Genomic DNA, 19230 nt, shown 5'->3' on the forward strand with positions numbered 1-19230 from the left:
AGCGTCCCAGGTGCACATCATCGCCTTCTCCTTCGAGTGCGGCGGTTTCGACAACCGGCTGATGCGCGGCGGGCTGTCCCCGCTCGTGTGGAACCTCTCCCGCGCGTACGCGGCACGCGGCCACCGCGTCTCGCTGGTCACCCCCGCGCACGGCCATCTGGAGGCACTGCGGGAGCGGTTCGACGTACGGGAACTCGACTACCGCGACGAGCACACGGTGCCCGTGGTGCTCGACCCCAAGGTGTGGCCGGGCCGGCCCGCCGAGACGGGCCTGCGCCTCGACACCCGCGCCCACCTGCTGCGCCTGGACGGCGTGGACGTGTACCTGCTGTCCGACGCCTTCCTGGACCTGCTGCCGGACCGGCTCTACCCGCCCCCGGCCTTCGAGGGCCGGGACCTGGCGTACGTCAAGCCGCTGGTGTTCCAGGTCGGCGGCCTGCGGTTCCTCCAGCGGTGGCTGGCGGACGGCCCGGCGGTCGTGCACGGCTTCGAGCCCTATTACCACTACCTGCTGCCCGCGGTGCTCGCCGGCGACGACCGGTACCGGACGGTGAGCACGGTCGCCGCGAACGCCCCCGTCACGCAGAAGGTGTACCGGCCGCAGGTGGAACGCCTGCTGGAGCTGTTCGGGGTGCCGGCCGGGGACCTCGACGCCCTGGACGGGCCGGCGCCCGCCGAGGACTCCCCCGAGGCCACCATGGCCCGGTTGCTGGCCGGCACCCGGATGCACCTCGAGTACGGCCCGGACCACGTGGGCGTGTTCCCGCTGGTCGTCGCCGGCGCGGACCTGGTCGACTTCGTGTCCCCCGGCCAGCGCGACCACTACGTCACCTGGCAGGACACACCGTTCGAAGCCCTGTTCCGGACACTGCCCGTGGCCCGTCGGCTGCGCGAACGGCCGGACCGGCTGCTGGCCGGCGGCTGCGGCGTCGCGGACAGCTGGCTGGCGCGCGATCCGGACGCCGTGGACCGTGCCGCGGTACGCCGGGCGCTCGGACTGACGGTGTCCGGTCCGGTCTTCTACCACGCCGCCCGTTACGCGGTGCACCACAAGGGACAGCTGGAGCTGATGCGGGCCGTGGAGGAGGTGCTGGCCGACGATCCGGAGGTCGGCTTCGTGGTCCGCTGCTCGACCGGGGGCGGCGGTGACGCTCCGGCGACGGTCCCGAACGCCGCGTTCCAGCGGCTCGCCGACCGGTATCCGGGCCAACTCCACCTGGACTGGCGGCTCGCCGACGAGGACACCCTGTTCACGCAGGCGGCGAGCGCCGACTTCTGCGTGTACCCCTCCAAGTTCGAACTGGACGGCTTCCTCATCGCCCAGGCCGAGGCCATGGCCTGTGGCGCGGTGCCGGTCGCCACGGCCCAGCGGGTGACCTCCCACTTCGGGCACCAGCGGCCCCTGGAGGACCCGGCCGCGACCGGGTTCTCGGTGCCCGGCTCCTTCCGTGACGACGACCCCGCCCTGGCCCGCGCGCTCGCGGAGCGAATACGCCAGGCCGTGGCGGTCTTCCGCACGGCACCGGACACCTATGCCCGGCTGTCGGACAACGCCCGCCGTCTGGCCCGCTCGTTCACCTGGGCCCGCAGCGCGGACCTGCGCCTGGCGGCCTACGACCGGCTGCTGCGCGGCGAGCGCGCACAGCCCCCGGTCGGTGAACTGGTGGAGCGGGGCTGGCTGGACCGGCTGCCCCCCACCGCCGGTGCCGGGCACCGCGACCTGATCGTACGCGCGGCGACACGACGCGGGGACGCCGCCGCCCTCGCCCGCGCCCTCGGGTGCGGCCTCGATGATCTCGGACCGGACACCTGGGACCGGCTCTTCGCGGCGGCCCACGAGCGGGGCGACTTCGCCCGCTGCGCCGAGCTGGCCCGGTGGGCGGGCCGGCCGGACCTGTACGCCCGGCTGGCGGACCGCTTCCGCCTCAGCGCCGGTGCGGACGGCACCTGGCGCGTGCGGTACGCGCATCCCGGGGCGGACCGGGTCGAGCTGGTGGTCGAGGCACCCGCGGGGCCGGCCGGCTCCGGTCCGGACGCGGCGGGCTCCGGTCCGGACGCGGCGGGCTCCGGTCCGGACGCGGCGGGCTCCGTCCCGGACGCGTCCCCACCCGTCGCGGACGGCGAGGCGCCGGGGTCCGTCACGCCGGTCGCGGAACGCCGGGGACCGGCTCCCGCGGGACTGCCCGCCCCGCCGGTGCCACGCCCCGCGCTGGAGTCGGCCGCCGAGGCGCTGTCCTCCGACGAACCGGCTCCCGCACCCGGCGGCGCCGTACTGCGGCCGCTCACCGCCGACGGCGACGGCGTGTTCACCGGGACGCTGGACGGGCCGCCCGTCGGGAGCCACGCCGTGGCCATGGTGACCCTGCGTTCCGGCCGCGTCGTCTGGGACACGGCCCCGGCCCGCACACCCGTGTACCGGCTGGTGGCGACGGATCTGGACGGCACGTTGCTGCGCAGCGACCTGACGGTGTCCGCACGCACCCGCCGGGCCCTGGAACGCGTGGCCGCCTCCGGTGCCCACCACCTGGTGGTCACCGGACGCCCGGCGGTGGCCTGCAAGCACCTCCTGAACACCCTCGGCTACCGGGGACTGGCCGTCTGCGGCCAGGGCGCGCAGCTGTACGACGCGGGCGCCGACCGCCTGCTCTCCTCGCTGGCCCTGGACCTCGGCCTCGCCCGCGGCGTCGTCGAGAGGGTCGAGGCGGAACTGGGCCGGGTCGAACTCGGCATCGTCACCTCGCCGCCGGAGAGCCGGTTCAAGGTCACCCCCGGTTTCGGGGAGCGGGTCCGGCACGGGTGGGACGTGACCACCGACCGGGACCTGCTGTGGGCCGATCCCATCGACAAGCTGATCCTGCACCACCCGGACGTCGACGAGGACCGGCTGGCCGCCGTCACCCGGCGGCTGACGGGCGGCGAGGTGACCGTCGTGCACTCCGTCAAAGGCATGGTGGAGGTCCTGCCCGCCGGCACGGACAAGGGCACCGGCGTGGCCAGGGCCGCCGAGCTCCTGGGCTTCACCGGCGCCGACACCGTCGCCTTCGGCGACATGCCCAACGACATCCCGCTGCTGGCCTGGGCCGCCCACGGCGTGGCGGTCGCGGGCGCCCACCGGGACCTGCGGGCCATGGCCGACGAGGTGGCCCCCGGCAACGACGAGGACGGCGTGGCCCACGTCCTGGAACGCCTCTTCGCGCCCGTGGAGGCCGGAACATGAACCACGGCACGGCACCCGACGCCTCCCTGCGGGAACTGGCCCGCGCACACGGCGTGAGCACCGAGTACGTCACCGACCGGGGCGAGGGCGTCACCGTCGCCGCGGACACCCTGGTCGCGGTCCTGGCGTCGTGCGGCGTGGACGCGAGCACTCCGGAGGCGGCCCGGCGGGCCCTCACAGCCCGGCACGCCGCGGACGCGGACAGGCTGCTTCCGCCCTGCGTGGTCGCCCGTGCCGGATCAGCCGTACGGCTGCGGCTGCCGCCCGGCGCCGAGGCCCGCGTCGCCCTGGAGGACGGCGGCGAGTGCGGTCCGACGGCGCCGCTGCCGCCCGGAGCGCACGTCCTGCACGCCGTCGCCGGCGGCCGGCGGGCGACGGCCCCGCTGCTGTCGGTGCCCGGGCGGATCCCGGTGCCCGAGCGGCGCAGTTGGGGTTTTCTGATCCAGCTGTACTCGGTGCTCTCCCGCCGGTCCTGGGGCATGGGCGACCTGGCCGACCTGGCGGAGCTGGCCTCCTGGTCCGGCCGGGCGCTGGGAGCCGGGTTCGTCCAGTTGGGGCCCCTGCACGCGGCGGAGCCGGGGCCGCTGCCCGATCCGTCACCGTACCGGCCCGGTTCGCGACGCTTCGCGGACCCGATGCACGTCCGGGTGGAGGAGGTGCCGGAGTACCGCTACCTGGACGGGGAGGCCCGCCGCGCGGTGGACTCCTGCGCCGCCCGGGCCCGGGCGCTCAACGAACGGGTGCTGCGCGGCGAGACGCTGATCGACCGGGAGACGGTGCGCGCCCTCAAGCACGAGGCGCTGCGCCGGGTGTACGAGGTGCCGCGGTCCCCGGGCCGCCGTGCGGCTCTGGAGGCGTTCATCGCCCGTGAGGGCGAGGACCTGACGGACTTCGCCACCTGGTGCGCGCTGGCCGAGGTGCACGGTGGCGCCTGGCGGTCCTGGCCCGGCGGGCTGCGCGACCCGCGGTCGCCGCGGGTGTCCGAGGCGCGCGGGGAGCTGGCGGAAGCCGTCGCGTACCACCGCTGGCTGGCGTGGATCACCGACGAGCAGCTCGCCACCGCCCAGCGCGCGGCGAAGAGCGCGGGCATGGACATCGGCCTGGTGCACGACCTCGCGGTGGGTGTCGCGCCCGAGGGGGCCGACGCCTGGACGCTCCAGCACTGCCTGGCCGGCGGGATGAGCGTCGGGGCTCCCCCGGACGACTTCAATCCCCTCGGACAGGACTGGGGCCAGCCGCCCTGGCGGCCCGACGCGCTGGCCGCCGAGGGGTACCGGCCGCTGGCCGGGCTGCTGCGCGCCGGCATGCGGCACGCGGGTGCCTTGCGGGTCGACCACGTCATGGGGCTGTTCCGGCTGTGGTGGGTGCCCGAGGGCCGGCCTCCGTCCGAGGGGACCTACGTCCGCTACGACGCCGAGGCCATGCTGGGCGTCCTGCTCCTGGAGGCGCACCGCGCCGGGGTGGCGGTGATCGGCGAGGACCTCGGCACGGTGGAGCGCGGTGTCCGCGAGGAGCTGGCCGCGCGCGGCGTGCTCGGCACCTCGGTGCAGCGCTTCGAGTACCTGGGCGGGTCCGAGGGACGGCACGGCCCGCTGCCGGCGCGACGGTGGCGCAGGAACTGCCTGGCCACGCTGACCACGCACGACCTGCCGACGACCGCGGCCTGGCTGAGCGGCGAACACGTCGACCTGCGGGCCCGGCTGGGGCTGCTGACCCGCCCGGAACCGGAGGAGAAGGCCCAGGCGGCGGCCGAACGGGACGGCTGGCTGGAGGAACTGCGCCGGCTGGATCTGCTGCCCGACGCAGACGGCGAGGTCGTCGCCCTGCACCGTTTCCTGACCCGCACGCCGTCGACGCTGCTCGGCGTCTGGCTGCCGGACGCCACCGGTGACCGCAGACCCCAGAACCTTCCCGGCACGGCGCGGGTGCACCCCAACTGGAGGCTGCCCGTGGCGGACCGGCTCGGTCGGCCGGTGCCGCTCGAGGACCTGCCCGACCACCCCCATCTACAGGCCGTCGCCCACGTGTTCACCGACGGCGAACCGCACGGAACGAAGATCGAGGAGAGAGATGTCAGGCCAGGCTCTTGCTCAGCTTGAGGGGGTCCGTGAGGACTCCGGAGGCTTCGACCTGCTGGCACCGGACGGCACGCGGTACCGCGTGGACGTCACCGACGGAGTGTTCGACCCTCACAACCCGCTCCTCGCCGGCTACGTGGCGGGACGCCGTGTGGTCGCCTTCGTCGGTCCCACGGTGCACCGGCTCTACGGTGACCGGCTGCGCGCCTACCTCGACGCCCGCCTGGAGCCGGGCAGTTGGAGCGTGCACACCATCGGGACCGGGGAACGGAACAAGACGCTCGCGTCGGTGGAAGAGGTGTGCGCCGTCGCCAAGGCGAGCGGCCTGGACCGCCACGGGGTGATGCTCGCCGTGGGTGGCGGGATCGTCGCGGACATCGTGGGCTTCGCGGCCTCGATGTACGCCCGCGGCATCCGCTACATCAAGGTCAACACCACCCTGGTGGGGCAGGTGGACGTGGGCGTGGGGGTCAAGACCGGTGTCAACGCCCTGAACACGAAGAACATGTTCGGCGCCTACCACCCCGCACACGCGTCGCTCAACGACCCCGCCCTGCTGGCCACCCTGCCGGCCCGGGAGATCCGCTGCGGCCTGGCGGAGATCGTGAAGATGGCCGTGATCCTCGACCCCGATCTCTTCCAGGCGCTGGAGGAGCACCCGGACGCGTTCCTGCGCACGTCCGACGGCGCGCTGGAGACCTATGTGGTGCGCACCTCGATGCGGCTGATGATGGAGGAGTTGTGCCCCAATCTCCGGGAGCACGACCTCGCCCGGCTCGTCGACTTCGGTCACACCTTCAGCCCGGTGATCGAGACGGCCGGCGGACACCGCCTCGAACACGGCGAGGCGGTCGCCGTGGACATGGCGCTGTCGGCGCACCTGGCCAGGCTGATGGGCCTCGTCGACGCGGAGAGCTGCGAGCGTGTGGTGTCCCTGCTGCGCCGCATCGGCCTTCCCCTGTTCGACGTCGCCACCTGTACGCCGGAGCTGATGACGCAGGCCCTCCAGGCGTCCTGGCAGCGGCGGGGACGCAAGCTGCACCTCGTGGTGCCGACCGGCATCGGCAAGGCGGACTTCGTGGAGCGGTTGGAGGACGTGCCCGCCGACGTGCTGCGGGCCGCCCTGGACGCCCTGGCGCGTGACGGGCGGGACTCGTGACCGCCCGCGACGTGGTGAACCTCGACACGCTGCTGCGGGGCAAGGAGCACGACCACGGCGGGCTGGGCACGATCCTCGCCCACCGCGTGTTCTCCCGGCCGGAGGGAGGTGTCGGAGCGGAGTTCATCGACATCGCCGTGCTGCCGCCCGGGACCTCCATAGGGCGCCACCGGCACGGACGCGACCGTGAGACGTACGTCGTGCTCAGGGGCAGCGGCCTGATGTACCGGGACGGGACCGAGTTCCGCGTCGGCACCGGGGACGTCGTCGTCAACCGTCCGTACGGCGAGCACGGCCTCGTCAACGACTCGACCGGCGACCTGTGGCTCCTGGTCTTCGAGGAGGAGCTCCATGACCGTCCCGCAGTCTGACCGACTCGCCGCCGTCGCCCCGCCGGGCGGTGCCCCGGCGCACGGCGCGGCGGGGGCCGCGCCCGCCGGTGGCTCCGGAGCGTTCGACGGCGTCCTCACCGTGCTCGACGTGGGGGGCACGACGCTGCGCACCGGCAGTTACGACCCGGTCACCGCGTCCGTCACCCGTGTGCGCCGGGTCCCGGTCGAGGGCATGGCCCGTCATCCGCGGGACCCGGTGGCCGTCCTGCAGCAGCGTGTCGTGGACCAGATCGTCCACGAGGCCGGCCGGCACACCCCGCGTACGGCGCCGCGGGCCGTCGGTGTGGCGTTCGCCGGGCCGATCTCGGCCGGCGGCCTGGTCCTGGCCGCTCCCACGGTGTGGGGGCGGCGCGGTGACCCGCTGCCGCTGGCGGAGCTCCTGACGGAGCGGATCGGCGTGCCCGTCGTGGTCGTCAACGACCTGACCGCCGCCGCCTGGCGCTACGCGGCGACGGAGACCGAGCCGTTCTGTCTGATCACCGTCAGTTCCGGCATAGGCAACAAGGTGTTCCGGGGCGGCGACGTGCTGCTGGACGCGGACGGCCACGGGGGCGAACTCGGGCACTGGGTGTGCGACCCCTCCCCCGGGGCGCCGCTGTGCGACTGCGGTGGGCGCGGCCACCTCGGTGCCATCGCCTCGGGGCGGGGCGTCCTCGCCGCGGTCCGCCGCGCGGCGGACGCCGATCCCTCCGGGTTCGCCCGGTCCGGGCTGGCCGCGCGCTGCGGGGGCCGGGTCTCCGGCATCGACAACCCGGCGATCGCGGCCGCGGTACGGGAGGAAGACGCGTTCACCACCCGGGTGCTGCGCGGCACGCTCACCCATCTCGCGCAGGCGGTGGCGGCCGTGTTCACGTCGATCGGTGTGTGCCGGTACGTCGTGATGGGCGGCTTCGCCCTGGCGATCGGGGAACGCTACCGGGAGCTTCTGGTGGGCGAACTCGTGAGGCTGGGCTGCTTCGGTCTCGACGCGGCCGCGGTCGACGCCATGGTGTCGCTGGGCAGACCCGACGACGACCACGGTCTGATCGGCGTCGGCAGGCTGCTGGCCGACCGGTTGTCCCGGGCGGGCGCGCGATGAGCGCGGGGGGCACGCTCGTCGTCGGCAGCGGCTTCGTCGGCACGGCCGTCGCCCGGCGGCTGGCCGCGGGCGGCGAGCCCGTCGCCGTCGCCTCACGCCACCGGCCGGGGCACCTCCCGGACGTCCGGGGTGTGGGGTGGCACGCCCTGGACGCCACCGAGCGGGAGGCGTGCGCCCGGCTCGTGGCCCGGCTGGGGCCGCGACGCATCGTCCTCGTGCACGGTCCCTCCGACGTCACCTGGTGCGAGGAGCACCCGGACCTGGCCGTCTCGGCGCACACCGCGGCGGCCGCCCACTTCGCCGCGCTGGCCGGCGGGGCGAGGCTGGTGATGATCTCGACCGACAACGTCTTCGACGGGTCCCGCCCCGACAACGCCGAGGACGCTCCGGTCTCCCCGGCCAACGCGTACGGCCGCGCGAAGCTGCGCGCGGAGGAGATCGTGCTCGGCGCGGCCGCGGACGCCGTGGTGCTGCGGGTCAGCCTCGTCTACGGCCACGAACCGGCGGAGGCGGCCAAGTGGCTCAACTTCTTCGCCGCGTGCGCGCACCGGCTGCTGCGCGGCGAGTCGCTCACGGTGCCGCAGGACCAGTGGACGACACCGGTGCTGGTGGACGATGTCGCAGAGGTGACGGCGGCCGTCCTGCACGCCGGGGCGCCGCTTCCTCCGGTCCTGCATCTGGGCGGACCGGACCGGGTGAGCCGTGCGGTGTGGGCGTCGACCGTCGCCGAGGCGCTGGGGGCGCCGCCGCGCCTGGTCGTGCCCGTGCCGCGGGCGGCCACCCGGTACGCCTCCCGCCCGGAGAACGCGTGCCTGACCAGCTCACTGCTCGGCCGGCTCCCGGCCACCCGGTCGATCGCCGTCCGCGGTGTGCGCGAGGGCGCCCGGTACTTGGCGCCGGCTTTCACCGCGGCGCGCTGAGCCCTCGCCGGGTTCGGCGTGTGCCCCTCGCCTGGGGGACGTGTGTCCCACGCCCGGGGACGCGTGCCCCACGCCCGGGGGGCTTCCTCGTTGACAGGGGGTGGCTAACAGGAATAGCTTTTAGCTAATCACGTTAGCCACCCAGGGGGATGCCATGACCGAGTACCTCGCCGTCGACGGCGGCACGATCGCCTACGAGGTGGCGGGTTCCGGCCCGCTGATCGTTCTCGCGCACGGCATGGGCGACAGCCGCGCCGCGTACCGTGCCGTGATGCCGCGGCTGGTGGCGGCGGGCCACCGGGTCGCCGCGGTCGATCTGCGCGGCTGCGGCGAGTCCAGCATCGAGTGGCCGTCCTGGAGCCGCACCGCCATCGCCGGCGACCTGCTCGCCCTGGTCCGCCACCTGGGCGGCCCCGCCGTGCTGGTCGGCCACTCGGCCTCCGGCGGCGCCGCCACCATCGCCGCGGCGCAGGAGCCCTCGCTGATCACGGCGGTCGTCGAGCTGGCACCGTTCACCCGCGGGCAGACGGTCCGCGTCGGCGACCTGCGGGTGAAGCGCTTCCGGCAGGGCATGTTGCGGCTGCTCGGCGCGGGCCTGCTCGGCAGCGTGCCGCTCTGGCGCTCGTACCTCGACGTGGCCTACCCCGGGGTGAAGCCGGCCGACTGGGCCGACCGGCTCGACCGCGTCGACTCCCTGCTGCGCGAACCCGGCCGGATGAAGGCCCTGCAGGGCATGGGCCGCAGCACGCCGACCGACGCCGGCGCACGGCTCGCGGGCGTCCGCTGCCCGGTCCTGGTGGTGATGGGCACCCTAGACCCCGACTGGGCAGACCCGCACGCCGAGGGTTCGGCGATCGTCGACGCGCTGCCGTCCGGCCTCGGCCGTCTCGAGATGATCGAGGGCGCCGGGCACTACCCGCACGACCAGTTCCCCGACCAGGTGGTTTCGCTCGTGCTCGCCTTCCTCCGGCCGGGCGTGGCCCGTGCCTAGGGCCGGCCTCGACCCGGCGGCCGTGGTCGCGGCCGGGGCCGCCCTCGCCGACGAGGTGGGGCTCGCCCACCTGACGATGGGTTCACTGGCCGAGCGGGTGGGCGTGCGCACCCCCTCCCTGTACAAGCACGTGGGCGGTCAGGAGGACCTCGTCCGGCGCATCGCGGTCCTGGCGATGAACGAGGCCGCCGACGCCGTCGGCGGTGCGGTACAGGGGTACGCGGGCCGCGACGCCCTGGCGGCCGCGGCGCGCGCCTTCCGCGCCTTCGTCCTCGAACACCCCGGCCGGTACGCCGCGACGATCGGCATGGAACCGTCCGGCCCGGACGATCCGCTGGCCGCCGCGGGCGGGCGGCTGCTCGACGCCTTCATGGCGGTCCTGCGCGGCTACGACGTCGGCGAGTCCGACGTGGACCACGCCCTGCGCATGCTCCGCAGCCTCTGCCACGGGTTCGCCACCCTGCAGGCGGCCAACGCCTTCCAGTGGAGCGCCGACATCGACGAGAGCTTCGAGTGGCTGGTCGCCTTCGCCGACCGGGGCCTGCGCGCCATGTGCCGAGGACGGCAGCCGGTCTGAACCGCGCCCGGTCCGCCCGTCCGGGGCACCACCCGCGACCGGTGAAAACCACCCGTACCGCCCCGATAACATGTTCGAGCTCTCGTGGATTGCCCCATCGACCACTCCGCACCGGAAAACCATGCCGCCTGGCATGAAAAGCCAATCATTTAGCCAACCCCTACCAAAATCGGCCAAAAAAATTGATATCTATAGCATCGCGGGTGCTTTCGCGAATAAACGGCAGGATCCAGCTCGCCTCGTGGCGTCAGCCACGGGTGCTGCTGTGGGCCACGGCAGGTGTGGTGACCCTCGCGTTCCTCATCACGCTGGAGATCGCCGCGCGTCGCTACGGCCTGCCCGGGCCGATCACCAACCAGGCGCAGGAATTGATATTCGCCCCCAAATCGGGGCCCCTGCTGTACGCCAGTATGGCGTTGATGATGGTGGTCCTGACCTGGCGGCAACGCTTCGTCGCGGCCGGTGCCGCGATAGGCATCGACGTCGTCGTCGCCCTGGTGCGGTGGGCGGTCGACGCCAAGATGACCTTCGGCAACGGCGCGTTGTGGGTAATCCTGGGCTGTGCGGTCATCGCCTTCACCCGCCGCTCCGGTCAGGAGCGTCTCCTGATGCTGAAGGGCGTCGGACTGGGCCTGCTGCTGGTGGCCGGCCGTAAGACGGGCGACGCCTGGCTGCTGATCACCTCGAAGACCCGCCCGACGGTACTCGACGAATACGTGGTGACGGCCGATCACGCGCTCGGCGATCCGTCGTGGGTGGCGGGCCGGATCATCGAGGCCACCGGCCCGGTCGGGGCCCATGTCCTCGACTGGGTCTACGCCCAGCTCGCGGTGGCCGCGGCCGTCGTCGCGCTGTACCAGCTGCGCAACGTGGCGGTCGAGCGCCGCTTCCCGGGCCACCATCTGGTCCGCACCTTCCTGGTGATCGGCCTCCTAGGGCCGGCCATCTACATGATCTTCCCCGTGGTCGGGCCGATCTTCACCTACGGCACCGGCGCGTTCGGCACGGGCGGCGAGGAGTGGGCGGTGGCCAACCTGTGGCCGGACACGCCACCACCGGTCAGCACCCCGCACCCGGTGTTGTACGACGAGGTCACACCCCGCAACTGCATGCCCAGCCTGCACACGGCGTGGGCCACCACGATCTTCGTCCATTCCCGCAAGGGCCCCCGCGTCCTTCGGTACGCGGGCACTTTCTGGCTGATCGCCACGCTCTGCGCGACGCTCGGTTTCGGCTACCACTACGGCGTGGACCTCATCGCCGGCGTGGTGTTCGCGCTCACGATCGACGCGGCCATGCGCGCGCTCGACCGCGGCTGGGACCGGTCGGCGGTCACGCTGGTCGCCTACGGCACGACGGTCTTCGCCCTGCTCCTGGTGTCGTACCGCTATCTGCCGATGGAGATGGCCGGGCATCCGTGGGTGTTCGGCCCCCTTCTCCTGCTGGCGATGGGCTCGGTGATCCTCGGGTACGTGCGGACCACGAGACTGTGGGAACCGAAGGCCGCGCCGGTGCAGCGGCCGGAACCGCAGCCCGGACTCGTCTGAGCCGTGGCGGGGCGAACGCCTTCACGAGCCCCGGGCGGCACGGAAGGCGTTCGCCGCGCTCCGGCGGGCGGGGACGGGGGTCCGCTCAGCGGACGACGTCGAAGACCTGCTTCTGCACGCCGTTGGCGTAGGCCTCGTGCTCGACCAGCTTCAGCTTCTGGGTGTCCTTGTCCGTCGTGCTGAACAGGCGCTTGCCCGCGCCGAGCAGAAGCGGGAAGACGAGCAGGTGGTACCGGTCGATCAGGCCGGCGTCCGCGAGGCCCCGGTTCAGGGCCGCACTGCCGTGGACGATGATCGGGCCGCCCTCCGTCTCCTTCAGCGCGGCGACCTCGTCCAGCGAACGCAGGATCGTGTTCTCACCCCAGTTCGACACGAGGTCGTCCTCGGTGAGGGTGCTGGAGACGACGTACTTCGGCATCTCCCTGTAGTCCGCGAAGTCCTCCATGTCCGGCCACACCGGGCTGAACGCCTGGTAGCTGACCCGGCCCAGCAGCACCGCGGTGGCTTCCTTCTGCTCCCGGCCCTTGATCTCGAAGGCCTCGGGGAGGAACTCGGTGTGCTTGAAGGTCCAGCCGGAGTTCCGGTAGCCCGGCTCGCCGCCGGGGGCCTCCACGACGCCGTCGAGCGAGAGGAAAGCGGTGCTGATCAGGGTGCGCATCTGAGGCTCCTGGGTATCTCGTGCCTGGTCGGACGAACGATAGGCCAGTGCACGCTTCGAGCGCCTGCGGTGCTCCCGCGTGCTGGTCGGGGGCTTTGACTCCGGGCCCTGCAAAAAGTCATCGGTCGTCGCCCTTCGCGGACCGGCCCGGCTCATGGCACCGGTCGCCGGCCCGTCCGGCCGCTCCTCCGCCTGGGCGAGCACGCCCGCACGGAGGGCGTGCTCCGTCGCGGGCCGGGCCGGTCAGGGCCCTGCCGTGGTGCGGCGGGCGGGACGCCGACGGCGCTGGACGGCCCCGTAGGTCTCCTCGAGCGCGGTGGTCGCGGCGTCGTAGGAGCGTTGGGCGACGCCGACGAAGAGACAGTCCACGACGGCGAGCTGGGCGATGCGACTGACCGTCGCGCCCGACCGGAACGGCGTCTCCCGGACACACGTCGTCAGCACGAGGTCGGCGCTCGTCGCCAGGGTCGAGTCCGGGTCGTTGGTCAGGGCTATGGTGGTGGCGCCCCGTTCGGCCGCGGCCTGAAGGGGTTCGGCGGTGTCCTCCGTCTCGCCGGAGTGGGAGATGGCCAGCGCCACGTCGCCGGGTCCGAGCAGGGCCGTGGCGGTGAGCGCCGCGTGCCGGTCGCTCCAGATGAACGCCAGGTGGCCGATGCGGTGGAGTTTCTGGTGCAGGTCCTGCCCGACGAACGCACTGGCCCCCACCCCGAATATGTCGGTCCGCCGGGCCGTCGCCACGGCGTCGACCGCTTGCCTCAGGGCCACGACGTCCAGTCCGGCGCCCGAGTCCTCCAGGGCCCGCACCTCGTTGTGGATGATCTTGCTGACGATCTCGTCCAGCGTGTCCGTCGGGCTGATGTCCGTACCGCCGCGCGCCGCGCGCTCACCGCCCAGGGCGTGTTCCCGCGCGGCGGCGGCGGCCAGGGCCAGGCGGAGCTGGGGGTAGTTGCCGACGCCGACGGCCCGGCAGAACCTCATCACGGTGGCGGGCGAGGTGCTGGCCCGCTCCCCCAGGGCGTTGATGGACAGCTCCGCGGCCTGCCCCGGGTCGGCCAGCACGGCGTCGGCCACTCGGCGTTCCGAGGGGGCCAGGGAGGGACGGGCCGTCCGGACGCGCACCAGGATGCCGGCGGACGGCGCGTCCTGGGCGGACTGCTCCGGCGTACGGGGTGAGGCCTGGCGGACCATGGTCCCTCCTGGGTCTGGTGGACACACGGTAGTCGGCCCGTCCGGAGGGCGTCAAAAACTTACGCTTCTGCTCGACGCGACGTCACTTATTGACATCCGGAGCGCGGCCTTCCCATACTCGGACCGCGATCCGCACCGGTCACCGACGATCTGGTGGCTTCCGACGTGCCGGATTCCTTCGGGCGAAGGGCAGGCCGTATGACTTCGGTAGTGGCGGTGGACCTCGGGAAGACCGGTTGCCGCGCCGTGCTGTGGGACACCACCGAGTCGTCCCGGTCCGTCCGGGCCGTTCCCGGGGCCCCCGGTCTGGCCGCCCCCGGCGGTGTGGCGGCGGCCCGTGAAGCCGTACGAGCCGCCGTCGGCCCCCTCCTCCAGCAGGCGGGCGGAGGCCGGCTCGGTACCGTCCTCGTGGGCGCGGCGGGAGCGGCCTCCGCTCCCGCCGCGGCCCGCTCCCTGGTCACGGCCCTCCTGGAGGACCTGCCCACCCACGAGGCCGCCGTCACCAGCGACGCCGTCACCGCCCACGCCGGCGCTCTGGGTGGCCGGGCCGGTGTGGTGCTGGCGATCGGCACCGGCGCGGTGGCGGTCGGCATCGGCACCGACGGGTCGTACGCCCGCGTCGACGGGTGGGGGCCCCAGCTCGGCGACGACGGCAGCGGCGCCTGGATCGGCACGGCCGGGCTGCGTGCGGCACTGCGCGCTCACGACGGACGCGGTCCGGCCACCATGCTGCTGAGCGCCGCCGTCGACCGCTTCGGTGACCCGGACCGGCTGCCGCTGACCTTGGGGCGGGACGGCAATCCGGCTCGTACGGCCGCCTCGTTCGCCCCCGAGGTGGCACGTTCGGCCGACGCCGGTGACGCCGTCGCCTCGTCGATCGTCCAGGACGCGGCCGCGGCCCTGGGCGAGACCGTCCTCGCCGCCGTTCGCCGGATCGCCGGGGACGCCACCCTGCCCGTCACCATCACCGGTGGCCTGGCCGGCATCGGCTCCGCCCTGATGACACCGCTGACCGAGAAGATCACCGGTTCCGGACTCCCCCTGCGCCTCGACGACCCCCTCGGCGACCCCCTCGACGGGGCCCGGCTGCTGGCCCTGAACGCCGCCGCGCCGCACGAATCCCTCGTCGTCCGGGTCCGCCGGACGACGTCCACGACCCCTCCCCCCACGCCGGAGACACCACCGGCCAGTGTCTAGGAGCAAGTGTGCGCCAACTCGACCTCGTGGTGATCGTGGTCTACCTGATCGGGATCGCCTGGATCGGCCTGCGCAAGGCCGGCCGGCAGAAGTCGGCGAAGGACTACTTCGTCGGTGAGGGCCACATGCCGTGGTGGGCCGTCTCCTTCTCCGTGGTCGCCACCGAGACCAGTGTGCTGACCGTGATCAGCGTTCCCGGAGGCGCCTACAGCGGACAGGCGTTCGGCAACGTCGAACTCGCCCTGGGGTACGTCGTCGGCCGCGTCGTCGTGGCCACCGTGCTGATCCCCCTCTACAAGCGCGGCGGGTTCGTCAGCGCCTACCAGTACCTGGGCGACCGGTTCGGGTCGAAGCTGCAGGGGCTCGCCTCGGTGACCTTCGTCTTCACCCGGCTCCTGGCCGAGGGCGTCCGGCTGTTCGCCTCCGCCATCCCGATCAAACTGCTCCTCGACGAGTTCGGCGTGCACGCGAGCTACCGCCTGATCATCATCGTGCTCACGCTGATCACCGTCGTCTACACCTACCTGGGCGGCATCAAGGCGGTGATCTGGACCGACGCCATCCAGATGGGCCTCTACCTCGGTGGCGCGGTCCTCGCCGTCGCGGTGCTGTCCGCCCACGTCGGCGCTGACGGCTACGCGCGCGCCTGGGACGCCGGACGGTTCGCGCTCTTCGACACCGACTTCGACCTCGCCCACGTCCTCACAAGTGCGTTCGCCCTGCCCACGGCCATCGTCGGCGGCGCCATCTTCGCCATGGCCAGCCACGGCTCCGACCAGCTGATCGTGCAGCGCGTGCTGGCCACCCGCACGCTGCGCGAGGGCCAGAAGGCCATGATCGCCTCGGGTGTCTTCGTCACCGTCCAGTTCGCCGCGTTCTCCCTCGTCGGCGCGCTGCTGTGGTCGTACAACCAGGGCAGGTCCTTCGCGGAGCTCGGGCTGTCCAGTTCCGACAACCTCTACCCCGAGTTCATCCTGCACGGGCTGCCCGTCGTCGTCTCGGGTCTCCTCGTGGCCGGCATCCTGGGCGCCGCGATGGGGTCGCTGTCCTCGGCGCTGAACTCCATGTCCAACTCGACGGTCGCCGACATCATCCACAGCTTCTTCCGCAGCACACCGTCCGAGGAGGCGCTGCTCAGGCTCGCCCGCTGGATGACGCTGGTGTGGGCCACCCTCATGGCCGTCTTCGCCTGCGCGTTCAGCACGAGCACGGGCAACGTCTATCTGACCGGTCTGACCATCGCGGGATACACCTACGGTGCGCTGCTCGGCGCGTTCCTCCTCGGGCGGCTGGTCACACGTGCCAACGAGACCGACTCCGTCGTGGCCTTCCTGGTCACCATCGGGGTCATGACCTACGTCGTGCGCGGGGTGAAGATCGACGTCACCACGGGCGGGACCACCACGTCCCAGGCCGTCGCGGCCCAGTGGCTCGTGCCCGTCGGGGTCCTGGTCACCCTGGTCGTCGGCGGTGTGCTGAGCCTGTTGCACCGGGCGCCCGCGACCGGCGAGGGCGGCCCGGTGGAAGGTGAACCGGGGCCCGGGCACGATCCGTTGACCACGGAGGCCGGGCGGAGGTGACCACCGCACCCGCGGCCGGGGGCGGGCCGTTCCGACCGGCGCCCGCCCCGGCTACGGGGTCCACTGCGTGCCCTGGTCACGTGCCGCGTCTCGTGGAAGGGCCACTCGCCCCGTTCCCCGGGCGCCGTCCGACCTCTCGTCCCCCTCAGGAGGCACCGTGCGTGTGATCGGCCTGATGTCAGGCACCTCCCACGACGCCATCGAAGCGGGCGCCGCGGATCTCGTCCTGCGGGGCGACGCCCTCGTGATGCGTCCCCTCGGCCACCTCTCGGTGCCGTACCCCGACGACCTGCGGGACCTGATCGCGGCCAGTTTGCCGCCGTCGGCGACGACGGCCAGGACCATCGCCGTACTCGACACCGGGATCGGCCAGGCCTTCGCCTACGCGGCGGTGCGCGCCGTGCGCGAACTGTGCGGCGGGAGCGCGGACCTGGTGGTCTCGCACGGGCAGACCCTGTACCACTGGGTCGAGGACGGCACCGTCCGCGGCACCCTCCAACTCGGCCAGCCCGCCTGGATCGCCGAGGCCACCGGCCTGCCCGTGGTCTCCGACCTGCGCAGCAGGGACGTCGCCGCCGGCGGTCAGGGCGCGCCCCTGGTGGCCATGACCGACGTCCTCGCCCTGGGCACGCTGCCCGGCACCCCGGCGGCGCTGAACCTGGGCGGCATCGCCAACCTCACCGTGGTCGCGCCCGGCGCGAACCCCCTGGCCTTCGACACCGGCCCCGCCAACGCCCTGATGGACGCCGCCGTACGGCACTTCACCGGGGGCGCGTCCCAGTACGACGAGGGCGGACGCCGGGCGGCAGGGGGCCGGGTCGATCCCGCGCTGCTGCGGGTGCTGCTGGACGACCCCTATTACCGCAGGCCGGCGCCGAAGAGCACCGGCAAGGAGCGGTTCCACCTGCCGTACCTGCAGGAGGCGCTCGCCGTGGCGCCCGTCCCTGGCCCCGACGACGTCCTGGCGACCCTGGCCAGGCTCACCGCCGTCACGGTGGCCGACGCCTGCCGGGCCCACGAGGTGACCCGGCTCATCGTCTCCGGCGGCGGCGCGCACAACCCGGTGCTGATGGACATGCTCGCCGAGGAGTTGCCCGGTGTGCCCCTCACGTCCAGCGACGCGCTGGGACTGCCGCCGGACGCCAAGGAGTCGCTGGCCTTCGCGCTCCTCGGTTTCCTGTCGGTCAACGGCCTGCCCGGGGCGGTCCCTTCGGGGACAGGTGCGCGGCGGGCGTCGCTCCTCGGCACCATCACGCCGGGCCTCACGCCCCTGCGCCTGCCCGAACCCGCCGCGCGGGCACCGCGCGTGCTCCGCGTCACCGACGCACCCGTCCACTGACTCCCGTCCGGTGCCGAGGGGCCCTGCCTCCGGTCCCGGGGGTGCGTCACCGGAGCACTTCGCCGTCCGGGCCGACGGCGGTCACCGTGCGCAGGGGGAACGCGACGAGCAGTGCCACGGCGATCAGGAGCCCGCTCACCCAGAGCGGTCCGAGGTCCCCGGCCCCGGTGCCCAGGGTGGTCGCGGCGACCAGCGGTCCGGCGGCGGCGCCGACGTTGAGGGCCGCGGTCGCGTAGGAACCGGCCATGGTCGGCGCTTTCGCCGCCTCGTAGAGGACCCGCGTGATCAGGGTGCCGCCCAGCGCGAACGACAGTGCGCCCTGGAGGAACACGAGGGCGAGCAGAGCGACGGGCCGGTCGGCCAGCAGGGCCAGGGCGAACCAGCCGGTGAGCAGCAGCGGACCGCCGACCGCGACGACCGCACCGGGGCGCCGGTCCGACAACCGGCCGGCGACGGTGACACCGGCGAAGGAGCCCGCGCCGAAGAGCACCAGGACGACGGAGACCCACAGTTCGCCCAGCCCGGCGGTGTCGGTCACGACGGGCGCGAGGAAGGTGAAGCTCGCGAAGGTCGCCGCGTTCACCAGCGCGCCGAGCAGCATGGCCCGGAGCAACCGCGGCCCCTTGAGCAGGGCGAGCTCCGACCGCAGGGCCGGCCCGGCTGCCGCGTCCTCCTGCGCCCGGCCCGCCGGGATCGCCGTGAGGACGCCGATCGCGGCGGGCAGGCACAGAACGGCGACGGCCCAGAACGTGGCCCGCCAGCCGAACAGCGTGCCGAGTACGGATCCCCCGGGGACACCGGCGATCGTGGCCACCGTCGTGCCCGACAGCAGCACCGCGAGCGCACGTCCCTTCCGGTCGGGCGGGACCAGCGAGGCGGCGGTCGTCAGGGCCACGGCCAGGAAGCCCGCGTTCGCGAGCGCCGAGACCACCCGGGTCACGAGCAGGACCGTGAAGCTCGCTGTGACAGCGCCCACCGCGTGGGCCGCCAGGAACAGGAGAACGAATCCGAGCAGGCTGGTCCGTCGCGGCCAGCGGCGGGCCAGCCCGGCCATGAGCGGGGCCCCGACGACCATTCCGGTCGCGAAGGCCGTGGTGAGCGTGCCCGCCGTCCCGACGGTGACGTCGAGGTCGGCGGCGATGTCCGGCAGGAGGCCGGCGAGCATGAACTCCGAGGTACCCATGGCGAAGACCGCCAGGGCGAGCAGATACAGCGGGAAGAACATCGAGTGGCTCCGAGGTGAGGAGAGGCACGAGAAGGTCGTCTCGTCACCGCGGTCAGCACCCACGGGCGCACTCGTCCGGCCGCG

15 protein-coding genes are annotated in these 19230 nt (G+C 73.5%); 12 read left to right on the plus strand and 3 right to left on the minus strand.

What is annotated here, in order from left to right:
* Positions 1-10 precede the first annotated feature (10 nt).
* The 9 genes from KUM32_RS45425 (at position 11) to KUM32_RS26795 (ending at position 11959) form a co-directional block, all read left to right on the plus strand.
* Positions 11-3217, plus strand: coding sequence for an HAD hydrolase family protein (locus KUM32_RS45425; RefSeq protein WP_217144517.1), 3207 nt, complete (start codon positions 11-13; stop codon positions 3215-3217).
* Complete coding sequence (gene malQ, locus KUM32_RS26760) at positions 3214-5316, plus strand: 4-alpha-glucanotransferase (RefSeq protein WP_217144518.1); 2103 nt, start codon at positions 3214-3216, stop codon at positions 5314-5316. The genes KUM32_RS45425 and malQ overlap by 4 nt, the downstream gene beginning before the upstream one ends.
* On the plus strand, positions 5288-6454 hold the full coding sequence (locus tag KUM32_RS26765) for a sedoheptulose 7-phosphate cyclase (RefSeq protein ID WP_217144519.1): 1167 nt from the start codon (positions 5288-5290) through the stop codon (positions 6452-6454). Before malQ ends, KUM32_RS26765 begins: the two co-directional genes overlap by 29 nt.
* On the plus strand, positions 6451-6825 hold the full coding sequence (locus KUM32_RS26770; protein ID WP_217144520.1) for a cupin domain-containing protein: 375 nt from the start codon (positions 6451-6453) through the stop codon (positions 6823-6825). Before KUM32_RS26765 ends, KUM32_RS26770 begins: the two co-directional genes overlap by 4 nt.
* On the plus strand, positions 6806-7924 hold the full coding sequence (locus KUM32_RS26775; protein WP_217144521.1) for an ROK family protein: 1119 nt from the start codon (positions 6806-6808) through the stop codon (positions 7922-7924). Before KUM32_RS26770 ends, KUM32_RS26775 begins: the two co-directional genes overlap by 20 nt.
* Complete coding sequence (locus tag KUM32_RS26780; RefSeq protein ID WP_217144522.1) at positions 7921-8844, plus strand: sugar nucleotide-binding protein; 924 nt, start codon at positions 7921-7923, stop codon at positions 8842-8844. The genes KUM32_RS26775 and KUM32_RS26780 overlap by 4 nt, the downstream gene beginning before the upstream one ends.
* 154 nt (positions 8845-8998) lie before the next feature.
* Positions 8999-9835, plus strand: coding sequence for an alpha/beta fold hydrolase (locus KUM32_RS26785; RefSeq protein WP_217144523.1), 837 nt, complete (start codon positions 8999-9001; stop codon positions 9833-9835).
* A 22-nt stretch (positions 9836-9857) separates the two neighbouring features.
* Positions 9858-10412, plus strand: coding sequence for a TetR/AcrR family transcriptional regulator (locus KUM32_RS26790; protein ID WP_217144553.1), 555 nt, complete (start codon positions 9858-9860; stop codon positions 10410-10412).
* A gap of 203 nt (positions 10413-10615) precedes the next feature.
* The gene (locus tag KUM32_RS26795) at positions 10616-11959 is read left to right on the plus strand and encodes a phosphatase PAP2 family protein (RefSeq protein WP_308408726.1); all 1344 of its coding nucleotides are present in this window, start codon (positions 10616-10618) and stop codon (positions 11957-11959) included.
* Between the two features lie 85 nt (positions 11960-12044).
* Here the strand turns inward: KUM32_RS26795 and KUM32_RS26800 are convergent, their stop codons facing one another.
* Both KUM32_RS26800 and KUM32_RS26805 read right to left on the minus strand, forming a co-directional pair.
* Positions 12045-12617: a dihydrofolate reductase family protein gene (locus tag KUM32_RS26800; protein WP_217144525.1), complete on the minus strand. Its 573-nt coding sequence runs from the start codon at positions 12615-12617 to the stop codon at positions 12045-12047.
* 243 nt (positions 12618-12860) lie between these two features.
* A complete protein-coding gene (locus KUM32_RS26805; protein ID WP_217144526.1) occupies positions 12861-13805 on the minus strand; it encodes a MurR/RpiR family transcriptional regulator in 945 nt (314 codons plus the stop codon).
* Between the two features lie 198 nt (positions 13806-14003).
* Here KUM32_RS26805 and KUM32_RS26810 point away from each other — a divergent pair, with 198 nt between their 5' ends.
* From KUM32_RS26810 to KUM32_RS26820, 3 genes are all read left to right on the plus strand, one after another.
* A complete protein-coding gene (locus KUM32_RS26810) occupies positions 14004-15002 on the plus strand; it encodes an N-acetylglucosamine kinase (protein ID WP_217144527.1) in 999 nt (332 codons plus the stop codon).
* An 8-nt stretch (positions 15003-15010) separates the two neighbouring features.
* Complete coding sequence (locus KUM32_RS26815) at positions 15011-16582, plus strand: sodium:solute symporter (RefSeq protein ID WP_217144528.1); 1572 nt, start codon at positions 15011-15013, stop codon at positions 16580-16582.
* A 157-nt stretch (positions 16583-16739) separates the two neighbouring features.
* Positions 16740-17921 (plus strand): anhydro-N-acetylmuramic acid kinase, encoded by a 1182-nt coding sequence (locus KUM32_RS26820; RefSeq protein WP_217144529.1) that lies wholly within the window; start codon positions 16740-16742, stop codon positions 17919-17921.
* 46 nt (positions 17922-17967) lie between these two features.
* Here KUM32_RS26820 and KUM32_RS26825 read toward each other — a convergent pair whose 3' ends face one another.
* Positions 17968-19146, minus strand: coding sequence for a Cmx/CmrA family chloramphenicol efflux MFS transporter (locus KUM32_RS26825; RefSeq protein WP_217144530.1), 1179 nt, complete (start codon positions 19144-19146; stop codon positions 17968-17970).
* Between the last annotated feature and the right edge of the window lie 84 nt (positions 19147-19230).

It is taken from the genome of Streptomyces sp. AC627_RSS907 (assembly GCF_019049165.1).

Coding starts and splice junctions, on each gene's coding strand:
- KUM32_RS26775 (WP_217144521.1), top strand. CDS start 6,806: ATGACCGTCCCGCAGTCTGACCGACTCGCCGCCGTCGCCCCGCCGGGC.
- KUM32_RS26785 (WP_217144523.1), top strand. CDS start 8,999: ATGACCGAGTACCTCGCCGTCGACGGCGGCACGATCGCCTACGAGGTG.
- KUM32_RS26800 (WP_217144525.1), bottom strand. CDS start 12,617: ATGCGCACCCTGATCAGCACCGCTTTCCTCTCGCTCGACGGCGTCGTG.
- KUM32_RS26765 (WP_217144519.1), top strand. CDS start 5,288: ATGTCAGGCCAGGCTCTTGCTCAGCTTGAGGGGGTCCGTGAGGACTCC.
- KUM32_RS26810 (WP_217144527.1), top strand. CDS start 14,004: ATGACTTCGGTAGTGGCGGTGGACCTCGGGAAGACCGGTTGCCGCGCC.
- KUM32_RS26805 (WP_217144526.1), bottom strand. CDS start 13,805: ATGGTCCGCCAGGCCTCACCCCGTACGCCGGAGCAGTCCGCCCAGGAC.
- KUM32_RS26825 (WP_217144530.1), bottom strand. CDS start 19,146: ATGTTCTTCCCGCTGTATCTGCTCGCCCTGGCGGTCTTCGCCATGGGT.
- KUM32_RS26780 (WP_217144522.1), top strand. CDS start 7,921: ATGAGCGCGGGGGGCACGCTCGTCGTCGGCAGCGGCTTCGTCGGCACG.
- malQ (WP_217144518.1), top strand. CDS start 3,214: ATGAACCACGGCACGGCACCCGACGCCTCCCTGCGGGAACTGGCCCGC.